This is a genomic window from Corynebacterium sp. MSK074 (assembly GCF_030229735.1).
Taxonomy (GTDB): Bacteria; Actinomycetota; Actinomycetes; order Mycobacteriales; family Mycobacteriaceae; genus Corynebacterium.
This window is the reverse complement of sequence record NZ_JASPIX010000009.1, coordinates 61,687-83,763: the sequence shown is the minus strand read 5'-3', so window position 1 is coordinate 83,763 and position 22,077 is coordinate 61,687. Positions and strand designations below refer to the sequence as shown.

General features: G+C 61.4%; 18 protein-coding genes. 4 read left to right on the top strand and 14 right to left on the bottom strand.

Going from position 1 to position 22,077, the window contains the following annotated elements:
- From QP965_RS08735 to QP965_RS08725, 3 genes are all read right to left on the bottom strand, one after another.
- The coding region (locus tag QP965_RS08735) for a VaFE repeat-containing surface-anchored protein (protein ID WP_284852687.1) at positions 1-1,279 on the bottom strand (1,279 nt) is incomplete at its 3' end.
- Positions 1,280-2,052: 773 nt separating this feature from the next.
- Entirely contained in the window at positions 2,053-2,376 is a 324-nt protein-coding gene (locus tag QP965_RS08730; protein ID WP_284844686.1) for a malonyl-CoA-ACP transacylase, read from the bottom strand.
- Between the two features lie 372 nt (positions 2,377-2,748).
- Complete coding sequence (locus QP965_RS08725) at positions 2,749-4,041, bottom strand: adenylosuccinate synthase (protein ID WP_179387036.1); 1,293 nt, start codon at positions 4,039-4,041, stop codon at positions 2,749-2,751.
- An 87-nt stretch (positions 4,042-4,128) separates the two neighbouring features.
- Between QP965_RS08725 and QP965_RS08720 the strand changes: the two genes are divergently transcribed.
- Positions 4,129-5,001, top strand: coding sequence for a hypothetical protein (locus QP965_RS08720; protein WP_284844685.1), 873 nt, complete (start codon positions 4,129-4,131; stop codon positions 4,999-5,001).
- Between the two features lie 34 nt (positions 5,002-5,035).
- Here QP965_RS08720 and QP965_RS08715 read toward each other — a convergent pair whose 3' ends face one another.
- Positions 5,036-6,235, bottom strand: a complete 1,200-nt coding sequence (locus tag QP965_RS08715; protein ID WP_284844684.1) for an FUSC family protein — start codon at positions 6,233-6,235, stop codon at positions 5,036-5,038.
- A gap of 164 nt (positions 6,236-6,399) precedes the next feature.
- Between QP965_RS08715 and QP965_RS08710 the strand changes: the two genes are divergently transcribed.
- The gene (locus QP965_RS08710) at positions 6,400-7,479 is read left to right on the top strand and encodes an HNH endonuclease signature motif containing protein (protein WP_284844683.1); all 1,080 of its coding nucleotides are present in this window, start codon (positions 6,400-6,402) and stop codon (positions 7,477-7,479) included.
- Between the two features lie 102 nt (positions 7,480-7,581).
- On the opposite strand, the gene fbaA is transcribed toward QP965_RS08710, so the two are convergent.
- From fbaA to QP965_RS08665, 9 genes are all read right to left on the bottom strand, one after another.
- Positions 7,582-8,616, bottom strand: coding sequence for a class II fructose-bisphosphate aldolase (gene fbaA / locus QP965_RS08705; protein WP_284766681.1), 1,035 nt, complete (start codon positions 8,614-8,616; stop codon positions 7,582-7,584).
- Positions 8,617-8,762: 146 nt separating this feature from the next.
- A complete protein-coding gene (locus tag QP965_RS08700) occupies positions 8,763-9,953 on the bottom strand; it encodes a glycoside hydrolase family 76 protein (protein WP_239279368.1) in 1,191 nt (396 codons plus the stop codon).
- 54 nt (positions 9,954-10,007) lie between these two features.
- On the bottom strand, positions 10,008-10,691 hold the full coding sequence (locus QP965_RS08695; protein ID WP_239279369.1) for a TrmH family RNA methyltransferase: 684 nt from the start codon (positions 10,689-10,691) through the stop codon (positions 10,008-10,010).
- On the bottom strand, positions 10,678-11,268 hold the full coding sequence (pyrE, locus tag QP965_RS08690) for an orotate phosphoribosyltransferase (protein ID WP_005325539.1): 591 nt from the start codon (positions 11,266-11,268) through the stop codon (positions 10,678-10,680). Before pyrE ends, QP965_RS08695 begins: the two co-directional genes overlap by 14 nt.
- Positions 11,269-11,323: 55 nt before the next feature.
- Positions 11,324-12,817, bottom strand: a complete 1,494-nt coding sequence (locus tag QP965_RS08685) for a TtfA family protein (RefSeq protein WP_284844682.1) — start codon at positions 12,815-12,817, stop codon at positions 11,324-11,326.
- A 93-nt stretch (positions 12,818-12,910) separates the two neighbouring features.
- A complete protein-coding gene (locus QP965_RS08680) occupies positions 12,911-13,768 on the bottom strand; it encodes a sulfurtransferase (protein WP_005329334.1) in 858 nt (285 codons plus the stop codon).
- Positions 13,769-13,824: 56 nt separating this feature from the next.
- Positions 13,825-16,380: an ATP-dependent chaperone ClpB gene (gene clpB, locus QP965_RS08675; protein ID WP_284844681.1), complete on the bottom strand. Its 2,556-nt coding sequence runs from the start codon at positions 16,378-16,380 to the stop codon at positions 13,825-13,827.
- A 132-nt stretch (positions 16,381-16,512) separates the two neighbouring features.
- The gene (locus tag QP965_RS08670) at positions 16,513-17,925 is read right to left on the bottom strand and encodes a TetR/AcrR family transcriptional regulator (RefSeq protein WP_269953934.1); all 1,413 of its coding nucleotides are present in this window, start codon (positions 17,923-17,925) and stop codon (positions 16,513-16,515) included.
- Positions 17,926-18,184: 259 nt separating this feature from the next.
- Positions 18,185-19,558, bottom strand: a complete 1,374-nt coding sequence (locus QP965_RS08665) for a sodium/glutamate symporter (RefSeq protein ID WP_284844680.1) — start codon at positions 19,556-19,558, stop codon at positions 18,185-18,187.
- A gap of 179 nt (positions 19,559-19,737) precedes the next feature.
- Between QP965_RS08665 and QP965_RS08660 the strand changes: the two genes are divergently transcribed.
- Positions 19,738-20,910 carry a 2-polyprenylphenol hydroxylase gene (locus QP965_RS08660; protein ID WP_284844679.1) on the top strand — a complete coding sequence of 391 codons (1,173 nt, stop codon included), beginning with the start codon at positions 19,738-19,740 and terminating at the stop codon, positions 20,908-20,910.
- On the opposite strand, the gene QP965_RS08655 is transcribed toward QP965_RS08660, so the two are convergent.
- A complete protein-coding gene (locus tag QP965_RS08655; RefSeq protein ID WP_284844678.1) occupies positions 20,907-21,722 on the bottom strand; it encodes a carbon-nitrogen hydrolase family protein in 816 nt (271 codons plus the stop codon). The genes QP965_RS08660 and QP965_RS08655 overlap by 4 nt on opposite strands.
- Positions 21,723-21,813: 91 nt before the next feature.
- Here QP965_RS08655 and QP965_RS08650 point away from each other — a divergent pair, with 91 nt between their 5' ends.
- Positions 21,814-22,077 (top strand): hypothetical protein, encoded by a 264-nt coding sequence (locus tag QP965_RS08650; protein ID WP_269953938.1) that lies wholly within the window; start codon positions 21,814-21,816, stop codon positions 22,075-22,077.

Sequence of the window (22,077 nt, the reverse complement as noted above, 5' to 3'; positions counted from 1 at the left end):
CAACCAGACCCTCATAGGTCACAGTGTCAGTAACAACCGCACCATTAACAACACGAGTCGAACCCTCAGCAAACTTAGCCTCAGTCTTAATAGACGGCTCCAAAGTCTCCTTAGAGTCCACAGTCTGAGCACGGTCATTCAGATCCTTGTGCTCCGCAATCTTATTCGGAGTATCAGCATCCGGAGTCTCATCACCATTGGACTCAACCTCAAGAGAGGTCAACTCCTCAAACGCAACAGCAGACTCAACCGGCTTCTCAGCATTATCAACCTTGATATCAACCGTGGTCTCACCATCAGCAGACTCAGGGGTGAACTCAGCCTCACCAGTACCCAGAACAGTCTTGCCATCCTTGGACATCAACTTCGCATCCAGGTGGTACTTCTTACCAACAACCAGACCCTCATAAGTCACAGTGTCAGTAACAACCGCACCATTAACAACACGAGACGAACCCTCAGCAAACTTAGCCTCAGTCTTAATAGACGGCTCCCGTCCAGATGGATTCGAGCCGTCTCCGCCGTCACCAGGCAAACCAGGCTGATCCGGGGTGAATACGCGCTGATTACCTTTCAGAGATCCGTGATCCGAAGTCAAATTACCTTGAGGTCCGACAATTGTGATGTAAGCACCTTCTGGGGCTTTCGGAATGGAAACCGAAGGATCCCTTTCCAGAATAAACCTTCCACTTCGGTTAGGATCCTGCTTAATGATGAATCCAGTTAACTGAGTGAATTCCTTTGCACTGCCGTTATAGTTTTTCCACAATGCTCCAGCGGCACCGTCAGAGCTGTGAGTCGGATTCAAAATGTGCTCTCGAGTATCGTTTCGCGCACCCCCGACATACTGACCGTTGTCAACATTACTACCGATCAATGCCGCTAGGTAAACAGAGTAATTCGCAACGGTCTGCTTTTCCCCCTGCAGAATTGCATTGTGCATCTTGGTTGCAACGTTAATAGCAGCGTCACGATATTCGGGCTCAATTGGCGCCTTACCAGCATTATTCCTGTCATAGGTCTTCTTGGCATCAATTGGCTGGCGCAATATAGGATCAATACACCAAGCCCAACCGACGTTCATTTTTCCTTCTGAACCATCGGGCTTGCCCGTCCAAACCATCGTTCCCCAATTAGGGGCGTCCGCTGTTGTCACTTGTGGCAGGCCTTTATTGGCTTCGACCGAGAATCGTTCATCTCCGTCCTGCGCCTCGGCCCCTGGGACGTGGACCATGGCCGCGATTACCGCAATTGCAGCAAGCACTGCGGTAAAGACCATCCACCCCTCTCGGGATATATTTCTTAACTTACTCATTCTTTCCTCTTCGAGCGGTACAAATACTTACATTCGTTTTCCTGTACAGCGAGTGTCTTCGCTGAACAGAACCTGAAATTGAGACTTGAACACACTGCGGTTAATCAGGGTTTTGAACCCGACTCTGGATTAACTCTTATCGTGCTCTCAGCATAATATCACGGGAAAATTTAAGGCGCCAGCCAGAAAGCTTTAGAAAACTGCAGGTTATGCAGGATTTCTAATTTCATACCCACAGGTGGATGCACTTATTTCCACGGTTAACCTAGGTTTAAATACGTATGTTCAATGTATCCTAGGCCTTTCTTAAGGTCTGGACACCACACTAATGGCTTAATCAATACTAAGATTAGCTTTAACAAGACCTACGTAGATATTTCTTTACGCTGTGCTTTATCTAATTTCTTGCAAATTTTAGAGAGGGGGGATTGCACGCAATTTCTTCGCGTCACCCCGCTACCATCCCCAGAAAGTTGGTGTTACAGGTGTAGCTGCATGGCATTCGATAAGAGTGTACGCACGTTCGACATTTTAGAAATGTAGTAATCCTTAATCCTTTTGCCTCTCATCTCCAAGAAGGGCTGTGTGAGCGAAAACTCTGCCTAAGGTCGTCACAATCACACTTAGGACCCCCGAATAGGGAGTGAGGGAGAATTGGGCAAAGAAAAATCCGCACGGGCGTCGGCAAGCGGATGCTTTACCGAGGCCGCAGTGCGGATCCTGGAATGAACTAGGCCTTAAAGAACGGCAGTAACCCGGTAGCCCTTTTCCTGCAGGAGCTGGGAAACCGCCTCAAAAGTATCGCCATCCTTGTCCGGGTTGTAGGTCTCCGGGTTCAGGGCAATATGGGCGGTGTCGCCTTCGTAACGGACGCTGATGAAGTCGTAGCCGGCTTCGGCTTGGGCGGCGTCGATAAGCGCCTGCACGTCGTCGTTGTTGCCCTGCCCAGCAACGGCAACCTGCTCCTGCTCAGGAGCCGGCGCAGCCTCCTGCGCCGGGGCGCCCAGGCCGAAGAAGCCCATAATCGTGGCTAGCAGGCCGCTCAAAAGCTTGATAATCATTGAAGTAACTCCCTGTGTTGAAATACGCGGGAATTGGGCCCGCGAAAGCTGAAAACTCTCTGTGCTTAAAACGAACTTAACTTTAGATGAGGTTTTGGTTACGTTCAACAGGGAAGGACCTATGCTGGCATGTCACGGTCTTGCGGGCAGCTTAAAGGGCACTGAAATGCCACAGCGCCCGTGCTCCTTCTCAATGACGGGACACGGGCGCTTTCGCTCAATTAGGGCTAAATCCCTTAGAGGGACCGAGCGCTGGGTAGGGATAGGAACCTTTGCTGTCTGCTTGGAGGGCTAGAAGAAACATCGTGCAGAGAACCAGTTCAGCTGTGCCAGGGAGCGGGGCTCTCACACCTCCTCGGTGAGGACAACGTCTTACTGGTCTTCCATGACATCGTGACGCACGATGGTCTGGTCGCGGCCCGGACCAACGCCGATATAGGAGATACGGCAGCCAGACAGCTCTTCCAAGCGCAGGACGTAATCCTGTGCCTTCTGCGGCAGCTCCTCAAAGGTGGAGCACTCCGTGATGTCCTCATCCCAGGCCGGCATGGTCTCAAAGATGGGCTCGGCGTGGTGGAATTCGGACTGGGTAAGCGGCAGCTCGTCGTAGCGCTTGCCGTCGACGTCGTAAGCCACGCAGATCGGGATCTCGCCGATACCGGTGAGAACGTCCAGCTTGGTCAGGAAGTAATCGGTAAATCCATTGACGCGGGTGGCATAGCGCGCCACAACGGAGTCATACCAACCACAACGGCGCTTGCGGCCGGTGTTCACGCCAATCTCACCACCGGTGGTCTGCAGGTACTCGCCCCACTTATCAAAGAGCTCGGTGGGGAACGGGCCGGCACCCACGCGGGTGGTATAAGCCTTGATGATGCCCAGCGAGGTCTTGATGCGCGTTGGGCCAATGCCGGAGCCCACGGAAGCACCACCGGCGGTCGGGTTAGACGAGGTCACGAACGGGTAGGTGCCGTGGTCCACGTCGAGCATGGTGGCCTGGCCGCCCTCCATGAGCACGTGCTTGCCGGCCTCGAGTGCCTGGTTGAGCTCCAGCTCGGCGTCGATAACCATCGGGCGCAGGCGGTCGCGGTAGCTTAGGAAGTACTCCACAATCTGGTCCGCCTCGATGGCCTTGCGGTTGTACATCTTCACCAGCATCTGGTTCTTGATATCCAGCGCGGATTCCACCTTCTGGCGCAGGATGGACTCATCAAAAATGTCCTGCACGCGGATGCCAATGCGCGCGACCTTATCGGCGTAGGTCGGGCCAATGCCGCGGCCGGTGGTGCCGATAGCGCGCTTGCCCAGGAAGCGCTCCTGCACGCGGTCCAAGGTCTGGTGGTACGGCGCCACCAGGTGCGCATTGGCGGAAATCTTCAGGCGCGAGGCGTTCGCGCCGCGGGCCTCAAGGCCGTCAATCTCATCAAAGAGCGCCTCAAGGTTGATCACTACGCCATTGCCCAGCACTGGGGTGGCGTTCTCGGACAAAATGCCGGCCGGCAGGAGCTTCAGCTCGTATTTTTCGCCGCCTACCACGACGGTATGGCCGGCGTTATTACCGCCGTTCGGCTTGACCACGTAGTCAACCTTGCCGCCGAGGATGTCGGTCGCTTTGCCCTTGCCTTCGTCGCCCCACTGGGCGCCGACAATGACGATCGCTGCCATTGTTTAGTCACTTCCTCATAATTGAAGCCAAAATACTCTCCAACTTTACACTTTCCCGGCGCAAAAAGCCCGCGTAGCATTGTCCGCATGCGTTTTTTGTTCCTCCGTTGCGGCGCCCCGGGCGTGGCCATGCCTGCCGAAGCCCACGACCTCTCCCCCATCCCTACCCGCAAAGAGCTCGCGCTTATCGACGCCTTCCTCAACCCCCTCCTCCCCACAGACCCCACTCCCTCGCTCGATGACATCGCCGCGCAACCCGACGTTCGCCACCTCGGCGCCCCCGAACCTGCCCCGCAGGCCCCGCACCTAGCTGAGCCCGCCCGCATCGTCGTCGCCGGCTCCGACGCCGCCCTCTCGGCCGTGCTCACCCGCCTCATGCGCTCCGACCGCCTCTGGGCCGAGGTCGCTTTCATCCCCGTCCCCTCGGCCGCAGCCTCTTCCCCCTCAACCACCGCGCCGACCGCCTCCCCCGCATCCGCCACATCCGCGGCCGCGCAGAACTGGGGAATTCCCACCTCCCCGGCCGAGGCCCTCGACTTCGCCCGCACGGCCCCGGTCCGCCCTGCGCCGCTCATCCGCAACGATTCCGGCCTCGCCGTCGCCGGCTCCGCCACCATCTCAGACGCCGCAAATGGCTCTTTCACCGGCGAAGTCATCATCGACGACCACACCCTAGCCGCCACTTCCCCCAAAACCTTTGGCGCGCGCCTCGTCCCGATGACCGACGCCCCCGGCATCCTCGCCGCCCGCGCCACCTCCCCCGTCGAGTCGCAGGGCCGCCTGCGCTCGCTCCTGCGTAAGCCCGGTCAGCTCGACCCCGAATCCGTCAGCACCGGCCGCGCGGTCCAGGCTGGCGGCCCGCAGCTGCGCGTCATCGTCGATTCTGTCCCTCACAAGCGCCCAGTGACCCGCGTGACGTTCTACCGCCACCTGCGCGACCTCCAGATCGTCCGCCCTTAACTCCGCGCGGCGTCCTTTCCTCCGCGCGAGGACGCTAGTCCTCGCGCCCCCACACCTCCGGCGGGTAGGCCGGGTGCTGCGAGGTCGGCACGAGGTGCGCCACGGCCGACTCGCGCGAGAGCCCGCACACCATCAGCATGTCCACCACGATGGAGCGCGTTTGGCCCAGAATCATATAGGCCGAGAGTGTGCCTTCTTTATCGATAATGTCCAGCCCGGCGCGCCCGCCCACGATGCGCAGGCGCTGCACAAGGTCCGGAATCTCAATCGCCTCGTCGTGCCCGTGCTGTTTGCCTTGGCCGTAGAGCTCGCTGATAGCGAGGATGACGTCGGAAAGCTCATCGAGCAACTCCAGCTGCTCGTCCGAAACCTTATCGCGGTCCTCCGTCAGGCCCAGCGCCTGGCGCGAGAGCACGCGCACCCCGCGCACCGCGTTATCCACCGGCATGAGGATGCGCTCCAGCGAACGAATGCTGCGCCGCGAGGCCCACAACAGGGGCGAGACCTCCGAGGCCTCCCTGCCCGATTGCGCCGCGCTCAGCAGGGTATTGACGCTATTTTGCGTACCGCGCACAGCCTCGCGTGCGTCGCGGATGACGGCGGGGTCTTGGCGGCGGATGCCATACGTGACGTCGGCAAGAATGCTTGAGGCAACCTTAAGCACCTTCGACACCTCGCGCCGCGCTTCCACCAACGGGGAATTGGGAATCAGCGCGATGGTTATCAGGCCAATGCCCGAGCCAATCATGGCGTCAATCGCGCGGTGCAGACCGCCCGGGCCCTCCGTGGGCGGGAAAATCGTGGCGATCAAAATCGCACCAAAGACAATCTGGTTGGTGACCAGCGGCGACTTGGTCAAAAACGAGCCGACCACCAGGCCCGCGCCCACAATGAAGAAAATCTGAAACGGCCCCTGCCCCACAATTTGGAAGAGCAGGTCGCCCACGGCCACGCCAATGATGCCGCCAATCGACATCTCCAGCGCCTTTTTCATCCTGTCCCCGCCCGAAAGCCCCAGAATGATGACCGCGGAAATCGGTGCGAAGAACGGCTGCGGGTGCCCCACCACATCGCCGGCTACCCAGTACGCGAGCGCCGCGCCGATAGTCGCCTGGACGATGTAGACAAACCGCGAGCGGATGCGGTTAACCCGCGAGAGCACCGAGCGGTCAATCACCCGCAGCTTTTGCCGCGTTGAGACTCTTTCCTTCGCTTCCGACATGCCCTCCAGCATAGAAGACCGCCCTTACCATCGCCGCCGTCCCCGCGCATCTCGGCCGCCGGCCGGCTTGTGGATAGCTCTTGCCGACGCCCCCTTTCCCCCACCTATCCACAATTTCGCCCTTCCCGGCCGCGCACCGCTTGTTCGGCCCTCGCGTGCCCTTTAGCTTCGGCCGTGTGAACACCGAATTTCTCTTGCTATGCCGCCGCGGCGTCGATCTCGTCGCCGATTTTCAGGGCTGCTCCGAAGACTCGCTCCTCGAGGCCGGGGCCAGCCCCCTTCTGGCTGCCCAGCTCGCCCGCCTGCAGCACGTCTACTTCGGCCGCACGTCCAATACCCGCAAGCAGCGCCTCGCGCGCGATGCCGCCCGCACCCGTGCCCATGACCTCACCACGCTCGATAGCATCGAGTCCTATACCCGCCGCGTGCGCGACACCAGCCGCGCCTGGGACCTGCGCCTAGAACTCTGTCGCACCGAGGCCCGCCTCATCCCTTCTGTGGCCAAGAAGCTCCTCAAGCAGCTCAATCCTCCCCGTCGCCCCGAGCCCGGCGTGCGCTATACCCGCCGCCCCGACGGACCCCACACCATCTCGATTACAGCCGATCCCACCGATATCGCCGATATCAAGGGCGTGCTCTCCTCCGTCAACAAGGACGATCCCCTCGCCGCCGCAAAGAAGGTCCTCCTCGAGGGCAACCCTGGCGCACTGCCGGCCGTGCACACCAACGTCATCCTCACCCTGGACCAGCTCGACCGCATCGTCGCCGCGCCTGCCGACGCCTCCGATATCACCCTCCAGCTCACCAACGGCGCCCGCATGACCGGCGCGCAACTCGTCGCTCGTGCCTTAGCCCAGCGCGGCTATGTCAGCCTCGTTCACCCCGAGCACGGCCCGGTGAACCTGTACCGCACCGAGCGCATGGCCACGTGGAAGCAGCGCATGCTCGCCGCAGCCGAGCACCCCGTGTGCGCCTGGCCGGACTGCAATACGCCTGCCGACGACGCCCAAGTCCACCACCTCACCGCCTGGTCCGCCGGCGGGCCTACCAACCAAGAAAATCTGGTCACCTTGTGCGCGCACCACAACGCCGTCAACCAAGATGACCCCGCCCGGCCCACAGAACGCGGCCGCATGGTGCGCATTGATGGCCGCGTCGCCTGGGTACCGCCGTGGAGCAATACCCCGCGCTTCATCCCCAGCCCCGCCCGACCACCGAATCCCCACCCTGAACCATCCCGGCCCTGGCCCCGCTAGTAGCGCTCGTCGGCCGGACGGCGAAGGCACGAAAAAGCCGCCTCCCACGCAGGGAAGCGGCCAATTCAGCGTGCCTTTTTACGAGGCTGCCTTAACTGAAATCTACTTGGAGATGGACTTGCCCACAGAGTGCAGGTCCTGGCAGGACTCGATGACGCGCTCGGACATACCCTGCTCTGCCTTCTTTAGGTAGGAGCGAGGATCGTAGACCTTCTTGTTGCCAACCTCGCCGTCGATCTTGAACACGCCGTCGTAGTTCTCCATCATGTGGCGAGCGATCGGGTTGGTGAATGCGTACTGGGTATCGGTGTCTACGTTCATCTTGATGACACCGTAGCGCAGAGCCTCTTCGATCTTTTCCTTCTCGGAGCCGGAGCCACCGTGGAAGACGAAGTCGAAGGCGTACTCGTCCTCACCCAGGCCGAGCTTCTTTTGTGCAACCTTCTGGCCCTCAAGCAGGACCTCTGGGCGAAGCTTCACGTTGCCTGGCTTGTAGACGCCGTGAACGTTGCCGAAAGTAGCAGCCAGCATGTAGCGGCCCTTCTCACCGGTGCCCAGAGCATCGATGGTCTTCTCAAAGTCCTCTGGGGAGGTGTAAAGGTTAGCGCCCGCCTTAGCCTGGACGCCGTCCTCTTCGCCGCCGACGACGCCGATTTCGGCCTCGAGGATGACGTGAGCGTTCTTAGCCTTCTCCAGCAGCTCCTGTGCGATGACCAGGTTCTCATCGATTGGAATAGCGGAGCCGTCCCACATGTGGGACTGGAACAGTGGGTTCTCGCCGCGGTCGACGCGCTCCTGGGAGATTGCCAGCAGTGGGCGGACGTACTCATCGAGTACCTCCTTCTGGCAGTGGTCGGTGTGCAGCGCGATATTCACGCCGTAGTGCTTGGCGGCCTCATGAGCGAATGCGGCCAGTGCCTGAGCACCCTTGACCTTGTCCTTCACAGCCAGACCGGAGCCGAAGGCGGCACCGCCGGTGGAGAACTGGATGATGCCGTCGGACTCGGCCTCAGCAAAGCCCTTCAGAGCTGCGTTAATGGTCTCAGATGAGGTGCAGTTGATAGCTGGGAACGCGAAGCCATTCTTCTTCGCGGTATCCAGCATCTCGTTATAGACCTCAGGGGTTGCAATTGGCATGAGTTTCCATCCTTAAAAAGTGGGTTTGTGGTCAAACACGTTCCAGCACCCAAGTATGCCCGTTTCACGAAAATTCTGCCGCAAAAACCGTGTGACATTTTCAACCCGCTCATTTCCGGAGCCAATCCCCCTCTGAAAAGCGTGGATTATTTAGACATGTGCCGCGTCACGCGAGCGCAGGCCTCCATCAGCATCCACCCGGAGAGTTGCACGGACAGATCACGCTCATCTACGCGAATGATGCCGACCTTCTCACTCATGGTGCGCCGGCCGAATCCGTAGTTATGCGGCAGGCGCGCATCGGACAACCAGTCGGATCCGAAAATCGGCAGGCCGTCGACCTCGAGGCGGTGCTCCCACACCGACTCGGCCGAGGCCACCACCATGCGCGCGGCCAGCTTTTTCGTCGCGCGGTTGGCGGGGGAATCGCCGGGCAGGCGCACAGCGACGTCGGCAAGATAGCGCATCAAAATTCCCTTAAACAGGCCACCGTCGCCATCGCCGGTCTCCCAGTCCACCACGCCCGAAGGCGTAGCCATGCCCGAAGCCACGGTCTGCACCAAGCCCCGGATGCGGATGATGTAATCCATCATCTCGGAAGCCATCTCGGCCTCGTACACGCTGTCGATGTGCTCCAGATCGCCCACGCCGGCCTTTTCCCGCAGCGCCAGCACGATTTCCAGGCACGCACCCAGCACCACGCCCTGGCAGTAGGGGTGGATGTTTTTTACCACCTCAGGGCCGTCCATGCGCATGCGGACGCCGTCCATGATGTAGCCGTCGTCGTCAAGCAGGTGGTCATAGATCCAGTCAACGATGTGGCGTGCTTCCTCAATGCGCCCCATCCGCGCGAGCATGATGGCGCCCGGGCCATTGGAGGGCACGTTCATGAAATTCTCGCCCAGGCGCCACGGCAGCACGCCAAGCGTTTCATCGAGGCCTTCGTGGATATTGCGCTGCAGGGCCGCGAGGCGCTTGGGCGTCTTTGCCTTCTTCAGTCCTTCCACGCGGCCGAAGGCCAGCGCGAGCCAGGCCTTGTCGTCGTAGTACTTATTCTTGGTCAGCTGCGCGAGGTTGCGGATGCGAATGCCGCGCAAGGTGTCATAGATGCGGTAGCGGCGCACCTTGGTGTTATTGCGCAGCGCCGCATCGACGAGGCAGTCCAGGTAGTGGGCCTGCCACCAGTAGTGCCAGTGGACAAAGAGTTTTTCCTTCGTGGTGGGCGGCCAGCTAACCACCGCTAGATTGGTGCGAGGCAGGCCCCACACAGAGTGCGCGTGGCGCTCATTGATGGCGGCCTCTGCGAGTTCAGCGCGGTGAGCCCATTTTTCTTCCACGGTTCCTCAATCACTCCAGTCGCACGGGTAGATACAGCTAGTGTAGCGATCTTCCTACCAAGAATTATCCAGATCGGCGTGCTGGCGGATCCAGGCGTGCATGGCGATGCCGGCCGCGACACCCGCGTTGATGGAGCGGGTGGAGCCAAATTGGGCGATGGAGCAGGTCATCACCGCGGCATCCTGGGCCGCTTGCGTCACGCCGGGGCCTTCCTGGCCGAAGAGCAGCAGGCTGCGCTCCGGCAGCTCGGCCGTTTCCAGGGGCACGCAACCGGGGGTGTTGTCGATGGCAACGACGGTAAGGCCCTCCTCGGCCGCCCAAGCAATAAGCTTCTCGACGCTCTCGTGGTGCATCAAGTGCTGGTACCTATCCGTGACCATTGCCCCGCGGCGATTCCACCGCCGCCGGCCGACGATGTGCACGGTATCGACAGCGAAGGCGTTGGCGGTGCGCACAACGGTGCCGATATTGGCGTCGTTTTCGAAGTTCTCGATGGCGATGTGCAAGCTATGCCGGCGCTTATCGATGTCCTCTTTGATCGCTTCCCTGCTCCAGTAGCGGTAGGCGTCGACGACGTTGCGACGGTCGCCTTCGGCGAGCAGCTCTGGATCGTATTTCGCGGCCTCCGGCCCTTGCGGCAGCGGACCTTCCCAGGGGCCTACGCCATGGCGGCCCTCGTTCCACTCGGTCGGGCCCTTGGCCTGGTCGGCCGCGCCATCTGCGTTAGGCGAGGTCAAGGTCGCCCAAGCCCAGCAGGGAGCGGTACTCGAGGCCTTCTGCGGCGATGACGTCGCCGGCGCCGGTCTCGCGGTCCACAACGGTCGCCACGCCCACGACCTCGGCGCCGGCCTCGCGCAGCGCGGCCACGGCGGTCAGCGGGGAGTTACCGGTAGTGGTGGTGTCTTCTACGACAAGAACCTTCTTGCCTTCTACGTCCGCGCCCTCGATGCGACGCTGCATGCCGTGCTTCTTGGCTTCTTTGCGCACGACGAAGGCGTCGATATCGCGGCCCTCGGCATGCATGATGGAGGTAGCAACCGGGTCGGCGCCGAGAGTCAGGCCACCGACGGCCGCGAAATCCCAATCTGCGGTCAACTCGCGCAGCAGGGCGCCGATAAGGCGGGAAGCTTCGTGATGCAAGGTAGCGCGGCGGAGATCCACGTAGTAGTCAGCTTCCTTACCTGAGGACAGGGTCACCTTGCCGTGGACGACGGCCAGTTCCTTAACCAGTTCGGCGAGGCGGGCCTTCTTCTCGGCGTCCAAGTTCTGGGCGTGCGCGTTCTGGGCGTTGGTGGTGTGAGAATCCACAGTCATCTGCTCCTTGTTGTGGTTCGGGGACGGCGGCCGGCCGCCGGTATCGGACTCTAGGCTACTCTCCCCGGCGCGGGTCCGATTCCTCGGCCGCGGAGTCGCTCGCCGGGTTGGGGTCGGCCTGGTTGCGATCGGCCGCGGACTCGCTCGCCGGGGTGGGGTCGACTGGGTTGGGGTCGGCCGCACGGAGGCCATCGGTGGTGGAGTCGGCGGAGGGGCTGTCGAAGATGGAGGCGGCGCGGAACTGCTGGCGCGGCAGGCGGGCGGTATGAGAATCGGGGTTGGGGCGCTCGCGGCCGTCGGCAATGGCGTCTACTTCGTCGCCGCCGAGGGCGCTGTGCTCGACCGGGCCGCGGGTTTCGGAGTAGGCCCGAGACGGCATCTGCAACGGCTCTTCCGGCCGTTGGATGACGGGTCGCTCGAATTCGGGCGCGCCTGCGGTCGGCGCGCCGCCGACGACTTCGACGATGGGCTGAGCGGGAATCTCGCGGGCTGGATCCAATTCCTCAAGGCGCACCACGTGGGTGGCCGAGGAACGCGGGGGGAGGACGCGGGCGGCGTCGGCAAGCAGGGCGAGAGGCGGCAGCATCGCGTCCCATTCCGCGGAGCGCGCCTGCTTCGTGGTCTGCGCCAGGACCCACTCTGTTTCCATCCACAGTGCGGTAACGGCCTCGGGCATTTGCTGGAGGGCGACGTGGACGCGCTCGTCCACCATGCGCTCGGTCACGGCGCTATCCGAGGAATACACATCGAACCCCTCGATGGTCATGGCCAAAAGCAGGTCCTCGGAAGCCTTCGCGTCGTCGCGATCGAAACGACGGAAGTCCACCACCATGTCGGAGGCTGCGCCGGTGCGCATGGCCATGACGTTGACGCCATCGATATCCATCAACAGCATCTCGTGGCCGTACACGTTACCGGCGACAATGTCTTTGGGAGCCGCGCCGGTGGAGGCCACTCCCCTGGTCCATTCGTCTACGAGGTAAGGGTCGGCCTTCATGAATTCAAATCCCTTGGCTTCCGCCCAATTGCGGCGCTCGCGGCGCATGGTTCCCGGCAGGATCGGCCGGTGGCGCGCATGTGGCTTGGAAGGCGCGGGGTGCTCGCTCGCGGTCTCGGGGGCCGGCTGGTGATCGGGGTCGGGAGCCGGTTCACGCTCGGGGACCGGCTCGGGTTCGTCAGTTGGCTCAGGTTCTTGCTGGGACGGGGTCTCGGTCGCGGGCTCGGGAGTGGGCTCCGGTGCGGGAGCTGACGCAGCTGCTTCGGTGGCCGGGGTAGCCGGGTCAGCGGCAGGGGCACGCTCGGGGGCCACGCTCGAGGCCGAATCGGCAGGCTCGGCCGGGGCAGCGTTTTCGGGCGCGGCGAAGGTGGATGCGGAGTCCGTTGGAGTGGGATCTGCGAGAGCGGCATCAGCGGGGGTGGGTTCCACGGAGCTGGGGTCTGCGTCGGCGGAGGGTGTAGGGGTGGAGGTGCGCTGTTTGCCGTCGTAAAGCAGCAGGGCACCGCCGGCAATGCCGAGAAGGACCGCAAAAGCAAGGATTAGAAAAGCCATCACCCCACGATAGTAGTAGGAACGAGCAAGCCCTCAGCGCTCGGCGCGCGGACGCGGGAGGCTGAGGGCGAAGCGAGGGGCGGACTGGGGCGATTAGCCGTTGACGGTGAGGCGGTCGCCGCGCTCGACGGGGTTGTGGGGGTTGGCAGACCACTGGGACCAGCCACCGACATAGTGGCGCAGGCCGGTGAAGCCAGCGTCTTCCATGGCGGCCAAGGCGAGGGCGGAGTGGTTACCGGAACCGGAGTAGATGATGGCGCCTTGGACGTTGTCGGGGGTGAGGCCGGCGTCGAAAAGCACTTCGCGGATTTCGCCCGCGGACTTCCAGGTGCGCAGGCCATCGTTGTGGAACAGGCGCTCCGGCACATTGACGGCGCCGGGGATGTGGCCGGCCTTGAGGTCAAGGTTCTCGCGACGGCCGGCGAAGCGGTTGCGGGTGCGGGTATCGATGAGCAGGCCATCGTGATTGCGCACGTCATCGATGGTGGCCACGGGCATCTGGCCCGGGTTGACCTCGGCGGTGGCACCAACGGCGAAGTTGCCAGGGCCGGTAAGCGTGGTATAGCCCAGGTGGCGCCAATTGGCTAAGCCGCCGTCGAGGATGCGGACGTTGTCCAGGCCGGCCCAGCGCAAGGTCCACCAGGCGCGGCCGGCGAAAAGGCCACGGCCTTCGTCATAGACCACGACTGGGCGATCCTCGCGGATTCCCCACTGGCGGAAGTGCTCCTGCAGCTTATCCGGATCCGGCAGCGGGTTGCGGCCTACCTGGGAGCCGGGCAGGCCGGCGAAGGAATTGGCGGTATCGCTAAATAGTGCCGTCGGGATGTGCAGGGAGGTGAATTCGTTATAGCTCTGGCGCAGCTGCGGCTGCCAGTGGGTGGCCAAGAGGGTGAAACGCTCGCCGTGATAAATGGATTCGCGGAGTTCTTGCGGGGAGACCAAAATGCTCATGCCCCCGAGTCTAGGGGCATGAGCAGGATTTGGCGCGGCGGGCGCTGCGCGGCCGACTAGCGGGCGGCGATGTCTAGTTCAGCGCCGCCATCGGCGACGTCCACGTGGACGGTGTCGCCATCGACAATATCGCCGGCCAGCAGCTTCTTGGCGAGCTTGTCACCAATGGCCTGCTGGATGGTGCGGCGCAACGGGCGGGCACCATAGGCCGGGTCATAACCGCGCTCGGCCAGCCAGGACTTGGCAGAATCCGAGACCTGCAGGGTCAGGCGGCGGGCGTCGAGGCGCTCGGACAGGCCGCGCAGTTGGATGTCGACGATGCCGCGCAGTAGCTCCTCAGAAAGGGGCTCGAACATAACCACATCATCGAGGCGGTTGATGAATTCGGGTTTGAAGGCCTTCTTCACCGCGTCCATGGTCTCCTCGCGGGTGCCGCCGGCGCCCAGGTTGGAGGTCAGGATAATAACGGTATTGCGGAAGTCGACGGTGCGTCCTTGGCCGTCGGTAAGCCGACCTTCATCCAGGACCTGCAGGAGGACGTCGAAGACGTCGGGGTGGGCCTTCTCTACCTCGTCGAAAAGCACGAGCGTATAGGGGCGACGGCGCACGGCCTCGGTGAGCTGGCCGCCAGCCTCGTGGCCGACGTATCCCGGAGGGGCACCGACGAGGCGGGAAACGGAGTGCTTCTCGCCGTACTCAGACATATCGATGCGCACCATGGCGGATTCATCGTCAAAGAGGAAGTCCGCCAATGCCTTCGCGAGCTCGGTCTTGCCCACACCGGTGGGACCGAGGAAGAGGAAGGAACCGGTCGGGCGGTTGGGGTCGGCCACGCCCGCGCGGGAGCGGCGAACGGCGTCCGATACAGCAGTGACGGCTTCCTTCTGGCCGACCACGCGGTTGCCCAGCACGGATTCCATATTGAGCAGCTTCTCGGTCTCGCCCTGCAACATCTTGCCGGCCGGGATGCCGGTCCAGGCGGAAACGACCTCCGCGATGGTGTCCGGGCTTACCTCCTCATCGAGCATCGTATTGCGCTGCTCGGCGGCCTTGACCTCCGCGGCCGCGAGATCCTTTTCCAGCGGGGGGATCTTGCCGTAGTTGATCTCGGAGGCGAGTGCGAGGTCGCCGTCGCGCTCGGCGATTTCAGCCTGGCGGCGCAGGTCATCGAGTTCTTCCTTGATGTTTTGGACATCATCGATGGCCTTCTTCTCATTGGCCCAGCGGGCCTTGAGCTCGCCGAGCTTCTCGCGCTGGTCCGCGAGCTCGCCTTGCAGGGTGGCTAGGCGATCCTGGGAGGCGGCGTCAGATTCCTTCTTCAGCGCCAGCTCTTCGATCTCCATGCGGCGTACGATGCGCTCCAGCTCGTCGATTTCCTGTGGGGAGGAGTCGATCTCCATGCGCAGGCGGGAGCCTGCTTCATCGACGAGGTCGATGGCCTTATCCGGTAGGAAGCGGTTGGTGATGTAGCGATTGGATAGCTCGGCGGCCGATACCAACGCGGAGTCCATGATGCGCACGCCGTGGTGCACCTCGTAGCGCTCCTTCAAGCCACGCAGGATGCCGATGGTGTCTTCCACGGAAGGCTCGGCGGCGTAGACCTGCTGGAAGCGGCGCTCGAGGGCGGCGTCCTTTTCAATGTACTTGCGGTACTCGTCCAAGGTGGTGGCGCCAACGAGGCGCAGCTCGCCGCGGGCCAGCATGGGCTTAATCATGTTGCCGGCGTCCATGGAGCCGTCGCCAGTAGCGCCGGCGCCAACGATGGTGTGCAGCTCATCGATGAAGGTGATGATCTCGCCCTCGGAGGACTTAATCTCATCGAGCACGGCCTTGAGGCGCTCCTCGAATTCGCCGCGGTACTTCGCACCGGCGACCATGGAGCCAAGATCCAGGCTGATGAGGGTCTTGCCCTTGAGGGACTCGGGGACGTCGCCAGCCACGATGCGGCGGGCCAAGCCCTCCACGATGGCGGTCTTGCCCACGCCGGGTTCACCAATGAGCACTGGGTTATTCTTCGTGCGACGGCTAAGCACCTGGACCACACGGCGGATTTCCTGGTCGCGGCCGATAACCGGGTCGATCTTTCCCTCTCGGGCGCGGGCGGTGAGGTCCGTGGCGTACTTTTCTAGGGCCTGGAACTGGTCCTCCGGGTTCTCAGAGGTCACCTTGGCAGCGCCGCGGACGGAGGGGAAGGCACCCTTGATGGCGTCATAAGTAGCACCACGGCCGGTAAGTAGCTCGGCGGCGTCGGTCTTAGAGCCAGCGATGGCGGCGAGGAGGACCTCGGTGGAGACGAATTCATCGCCCAGCTCCCCGGCCAGCTCCTGCGATTTAGTCAGGACGTTGAGGCCGTCGCGGTTAAATTGCGGGTTGGCCATATTGGCGCCCTCGGCTTTGGGATAAGAATCAACGAGCTCGCGGGCTTCCTTGAGCACGATATCTGGGTCTACGCCGGTGGCCTTAAGAACTGGGGCGGCAATGCCGCCTTCTTGGCTCAAGATAGCGGCCAGCAGATGGGCCGGGCGGATATCCGGGTTGCCATTAGAGGAGGCTGTTTGCAGGGCGTCCTGCAGGGCCTCTTGTGTTTTAGTGGTGGGGTTAAATGAGTTCATGTGTGCGTTGCTCCTTCTAAGTTTTATTCACCCACTGTAGGGCTTCACTTAGCACAACGCACCCAGAGTTGAGCCTATTCCACTCAACCTAAATATTTTTGAGCGTGGGGCGCTCAACTTTGCGCAGGACTTTTAAACCTGCTTGTATTCCTCGTTTTCGTGGCCCAGAATCTGCAAGCTATGCGCGATGGCAAAGAAGGATACGGTCACTACCTGAACAAAAAGCGCCCACTTGAGATCTTCATTAAAGGTTTTGAAATCGCCGATACTGCACAGATGGGCAATGCCATTGGCGCCGGCCCATACAGCCAAGGCGCTGATATAAACCAGCTGGTCGGTGGGGGTAATTCCCATCTCGATGACAAACTTGCGGAGTAGGTCCATCATGATGGCAAAGTTCTTGGTCATGCCCTGGTGCGAGCTGCCATCACCATTGTGTGGAACGATGGAACCGCTGGCCAGAGCGATAATGGAGCTGAAACGCTCTGGGTACATCATCGCGTAATTAAAATAGGCGGCCGCAACAATCTGCAGTTGGTCTACAGTGGGGGTGTCCTCCGGAAGCGCAGCAAGGCAATCCTCGAAGACCTTGGCCATTTCCGTGGTGGTGAGGGTTTCTGCCACCTCACGCAGCGCGAAATCGTTGTCCACGATGGTGGTCAGGAAGTCTTTGGAGGTACCAAGCTTTTCGGCCACGTGGTCAAAGAAGCGGCGGTCGACACCGCGGCGACCAGCCACGCGCAGCGCGGCCTCAATAATGACCTTCTTGGCTTCCTCAGGATCCATCTGCTCAAGGTTATCCGGAGCCACGAAGGGTTTTTCACGCTCGCTGCCCATGACCTTTTCCACAATGCCGCGGGCATCGTTCATAATGGGGCGGCGTTGCGGGATCTGCTTATTCTTAAACCAATATTGCAGGGCATCGACTACGAGGCGATCGACCTGCTTAAGGTTGGCGGCGCGAATAACGGCGTGCTGCAGGCGCAAGATGCCCACCACACTCAAGTGCCCCATGCCATGAATGACCGACCAGAGCGCCAAAGTGATGCGGCCGATTTCCAAGGGCGAGATATCTCCATCTGCCGCTACGACGGCACCCTGTTCTTCGGCAAAGCGCTTGACGACGTCCAGCGCCATGTCCGCCCCCGGAGTCCCCGACTTTTCCCCCTTGGCAAATTGGCAGACGTGCTCCTCATCCATAGCATCGTACCGCTCGAAGAGGTAGTGGTAGATGGCGGGCTCGTCATGGGCGTAGGCAAAGTAGGCCTCTGCCAGCTGCATGAGGACATCGCCGCCGGAATCACCCTCCGGCAGGTGACGCGCCGCTTCCACCATGTATTCAGACATGCGACGATCCAAGAAGGCGGGGACTTCCGCGAGCATGTCGGCACCGGTGGCGAATTCCTCAGCCACCACCTGTGGCGAGAGACCAGCCTGGTCCGCCACAGATTCCACGGTAACGGCTTGCTCGCCTTCGCAGCCCGCTACATAAACAGCGGCTTCCAGGATGATCACCCGCCTGGAAGCCGCATCTAACTGGTACATCTAGTTCCCCATCAAGACAAAGATTAATACCCGCTAATTCTAACAAAATTTAAGGTACAGGAATAACCCCCAATCGAATGCCCTTTCTCGAGAAAATCTTTTCTCACCGATGTTAACGGTGGTAGCGCGGCCTATAGGCCATGGTCGCGGCCATGAGGGTTTCCACCAATCCCGCACCGACGAGAAATATTCTTAACTTTTATGCGGTCAATCTCATAGTTTTTCAAGGCGGGAAGGAGGGGGTCGTCGGCAAGCGCGGCTATGCTTGCTTCTGTCCTACATGGCCGATGCCCTCTTGGAAGATAGTGCCGCGCGGCGGCATAAGGCGCATGGCCTTGAAGGCAATGTAGACGCCGATGGAAATCGCCAAGGAAATGGCGCCGAAGACGCCGGTAAATCCGTACATGACAGCCATGGGCGCGATGATGGTCCACGAGATTTCGAAGGGACCGAAACCGATATAGGCCATGCCGTATTCGGACAGCGTGCCGGACTTGAGCTTAGGATCCACAATCTTGAGGATGGCGATGCCGGTCGCCACGGTGGCGGTGGCCCAGCCCCAGCCAAAGATGCCGCGCTCGATCCAGCGCTCACCAAAGAACTCGGCCGGGAACCACAGCAAGAAGAACACGCAGAAGATGGTGCCCAAGACGAAGAGCAGGAGAAGTGCCTGCCAATAAGAGGCAATAGCGGCTGGGACGATGGCAGCCACGCCGAAAGCGATGAGGTAGTCCGTGGCCGCGCCGGAAATGGAGGAAATGGAGTCCTTATCCAGATAATCCTCGGCGCCGACGAAATTCATGACCGCACGGAAGAGAAGGCCCACCACCATAGACATAGCAAAAAGCGGCACGGAGACGTTTTCCCAGATGCTGCTCAAACCCTGATTGATGCCGTAGGCGGTCATCACGGTCAAGATGATGAAGCCAAAGTGCAGTGCGAGCGGCTCGATGGAGGAAGGGTTGGTGGTAGCGCGGCCGAGAGACGGGCGCTCATCAATATTCTTGATGTAGCCGCGACGCAGCTCTTCCGGCAGCTCCTTGGGTACGTGGGAGACCTTGCCCTTGCGGATGCCCCAGTTACCGGCGATTACGCCGCCAATGATAGCGGCCAGCGTGCCGACGGTCGCTGAGGTAAAGCCGAGCGAAGACGCGGCATCAGCGCCCACGCCCTCCAGCGCGCCGCCCACGGCCGCAGCAGTACCGAAGCCGCCGGTAAAACCGACGGGCAGCATCATGCCGAACCAATTCGGGGTATCGAAAAGCGGCGCAAAGAGGATAAGGCCCAGCACGATAAACAGGCCCCACTGGCCGGTGAACATCATGGTGGAATAGCCCCACATATTGCGCGCGCCCTTGCCCATGTTGCCGCCCACTTCCATGGAGTAGGCCATGGACGCAAAGACCACCGCAATGAGGATGGAGGTGTAGTCACCCAAATTATCGGAGAAGTTGATCCAGCCCAGCACGTTTGGACCTACCAGCAGGCCGATAAGGCCGGCGGTAATAGGGGCAGGCAGCAGCAGGTCCTGGAAGATGAACTTCACCTGGTGACGCAGGACGTTGCCGATGACCATAAGCAAAGAAATCCAGCCCACATCCAACATGAGCGTATAAGCGGAAAAATCTTCCATGGGGACCCTTTCTAGCTGTGCAATTATGGCGGCTTGCCCCCGTTAGAGGGCAGACGGATAGGGAATACAATACCTTTCGCTAAGTGATCCACAACATAGGCTCCCGTTTTCACCCCCACTACAGCTTTCAGTAGGTAGCTCGACCCCCAGTTGGGCGCTGACTATTAGGATGATGTGACATGTGGGAATTGGGCGAGCATTTTCGAAATTACGCAGACGAGTACCGCGATGCGGTCCACGAGCATTTCTTTAACGCGGTGCCTGAATCCCGGCAGATTTTTGCCCTGTCCATGCGCGATACCCATACCTCGATGGTGCCTGCGCTGGCGTGGGTGATTGAACATACGGAGCCTGGGGAGCCCCTGCTTGCCGACGTCTCCGCAAAGCTCACCCAGCTCGCCCGCGATCACCGCCGGCATGGGTTTCCGCCCGAAATCTATGCCCGCTTCGACGATGCCCTCGTGGCGGGACTGCGGGTTTTGGCGCTGACGCAGTATCAATACAACTTTGCCTGCGACGTCATCCACCAGGTATGTACCACGATGGCCGACGCCGCACGGGAATCCGACGCCGCCGGCGAAGCACCGGCGCACTCGGCGCAAGTGGTAGCTGTAGATCACCCCACCCGCGAGACATCCATCATCCGCGTGGAGGCTGGCCTGGCTGTGCCCTACCAACCGGGGCAGCACTTTCCGGTGACTACACAGTACTTGCCCGGGCAATGGCGGATGCTCTCCCCTGCGCAGCCTAGCGACGGGACCGGTCAGCTGATCTTTCACGTCTCCACCGCGGGCGAGGCTTCCCGGTCCCTCGCGCACGCGCAGCCCGGAGACTGGTGGACCTTGGGCCAGCCCGCCGGCGGCATTAGCCTCCAGAACGCGGGTGCAGGTGAACTGGTCATCATTGCCTACGGCACCGGCTGGGCCACAGCCCGCTGCGCGGCGCTCGCCGCGCTGGGCGATAAAGTCCGCAGCCGAGTACCGCGCCTCTTTGCCGTGGCGGGCAGCCCCGGCGCCCACTATGACACCTACTTCCAGCAGAACCTAGCAGCGCTCGGCGTACCGGTGCGCCGCATCGTGCGGGAAGAAAAAGACCCGTGGTTGCTCAATGCCCGCGAATTGGCACCCGGCGCCGACTACGTGGTCTCCGGGGAGCCGACCGATGTAATAGTCAACGAGGTGGAGTTATCCACAGGCACTCCCCCGCGCTTCCTACTCGTCGGACCGGCCGAAGAAGTTGTGGAAGGTGAGGAAGAGTTGGTTCAAAGGGGCGTCGGCAAGCAGCACATCGACCTCCTTAGCTGGGGCCGCGACGGGCGCTGGCAGCCGGAAGACTACGCGGCACTGGCCTAGTCCGCAGTGGCCACGACCGGCAGGGCGCGGCGGGTTTTCGCTACCTCATTCGGATCGATGTCGGCATAAAGGATGTCATCCTCGTACCCGGCCTCGGCCATGCGCACGCCATTCGGATCAACGATGGTGGAATGGCCAATGCCCGTTGGTCCGGAAGGATTGCCCGCCTCTGCGTCACCGCCCGGGCGCGATTGGCCGGCCGCAACGATATAACTGGTGGAGTCCAAGGCACGCGCGGCCGTGAGCAGGCGCCATTGCTCCAGCTTTCCGGGGCCGTCCGCCCAGCTCGTGGGCACAACAATGAGCTGCGCGCCCTGGCTGGCCAGCTCCTTAAACTGCTCCGGGAAACGGATGTCATAGCAGGTGGCTACGCCCACAATAAGGTCATCCACGTCGAAGGCCACCAGCGATTCGCCGGCCAAGACCGTATCCGATTCGCGGTAGTCAAAGGCATCATAGGTATGAATCTTGTCGTAGCCACCCAGTACGCCAGGACCTGCAATGAGCACCGTATTGGTCACGCGATTAATGGTCTTGCCCTCGCGCTCCACGGTATCGGCTGGGCAGAACATGCCGGCCACGACGGTGACCTCGAGCTCCTCTGCGAGCGCTTGGATCGCCGTGGCGAACGGGCCTTCGAGCGTCTGCGCCTGCTCATCAAGGCGCCCGGAGCGGAAATTCTGCGACGTGGCCTCCGGCAGCACGATTAACCGCGCCCCGTTTCCGGCTGCCTCACGGATCTTGGCAAGGGCCAGTTCCTGGTTTTCGGTGATATTACCGGTGGACGTTAACTGCACTGCTGCTACCTTCATGCCTCCCAAAATAATGAAGCAGGGCAAAGTTATCCACAGGCTGCGTCATAACCCCTAGCGCGGCGTTGTGTGGTCCTTCAGGCTTAGGGGCATGAGTTATGTAGAAATTCCCACGCACCTGCCCGATTACGTCCGCTCCCTCATGGCGCGTCCTCCACTGCCACCGCCGACGGCCGCGCTCGATACCGCCTACCGCACCGCGGCCGCACTAGAGCGGGCCCGCGACACCTGGTCCAGCACCGTGGCCGCAACGGAGGACGCCACGACCGAGCAATTGCGCTCCATTGCGGCCTTTCTCGGCACTGCCGCTGGGGTGGATTCCCGCCTGGGCCATGCACTGGGAGATGCGCGATGA

Excerpts from the sequence above, each read along its gene's own strand:
- QP965_RS08730 (WP_284844686.1), bottom strand. The coding sequence starts at position 2,376 with ATGATTATCAAGCTTTTGAGCGGCCTGCTAGCCACGATTATGGGCTTC.
- QP965_RS08725 (WP_179387036.1), bottom strand. The coding sequence starts at position 4,041 with ATGGCAGCGATCGTCATTGTCGGCGCCCAGTGGGGCGACGAAGGCAAG.
- QP965_RS08720 (WP_284844685.1), top strand. The coding sequence starts at position 4,129 with ATGCGTTTTTTGTTCCTCCGTTGCGGCGCCCCGGGCGTGGCCATGCCT.
- QP965_RS08715 (WP_284844684.1), bottom strand. The coding sequence starts at position 6,235 with ATGCTGGAGGGCATGTCGGAAGCGAAGGAAAGAGTCTCAACGCGGCAA.
- fbaA (WP_284766681.1), bottom strand. The coding sequence starts at position 8,616 with ATGCCAATTGCAACCCCTGAGGTCTATAACGAGATGCTGGATACCGCG.
- pyrE (WP_005325539.1), bottom strand. The coding sequence starts at position 11,268 with ATGACTGTGGATTCTCACACCACCAACGCCCAGAACGCGCACGCCCAG.
- QP965_RS08685 (WP_284844682.1), bottom strand. The coding sequence starts at position 12,817 with ATGGCTTTTCTAATCCTTGCTTTTGCGGTCCTTCTCGGCATTGCCGGC.
- QP965_RS08680 (WP_005329334.1), bottom strand. The coding sequence starts at position 13,768 with ATGAGCATTTTGGTCTCCCCGCAAGAACTCCGCGAATCCATTTATCAC.
- clpB (WP_284844681.1), bottom strand. The coding sequence starts at position 16,380 with ATGAACTCATTTAACCCCACCACTAAAACACAAGAGGCCCTGCAGGAC.
- QP965_RS08670 (WP_269953934.1), bottom strand. The coding sequence starts at position 17,925 with ATGTACCAGTTAGATGCGGCTTCCAGGCGGGTGATCATCCTGGAAGCC.
- QP965_RS08665 (WP_284844680.1), bottom strand. The coding sequence starts at position 19,558 with ATGGAAGATTTTTCCGCTTATACGCTCATGTTGGATGTGGGCTGGATT.
- QP965_RS08660 (WP_284844679.1), top strand. The coding sequence starts at position 19,738 with ATGTGGGAATTGGGCGAGCATTTTCGAAATTACGCAGACGAGTACCGC.
- QP965_RS08655 (WP_284844678.1), bottom strand. The coding sequence starts at position 21,722 with ATGAAGGTAGCAGCAGTGCAGTTAACGTCCACCGGTAATATCACCGAA.
- QP965_RS08650 (WP_269953938.1), top strand. The coding sequence starts at position 21,814 with ATGAGTTATGTAGAAATTCCCACGCACCTGCCCGATTACGTCCGCTCC.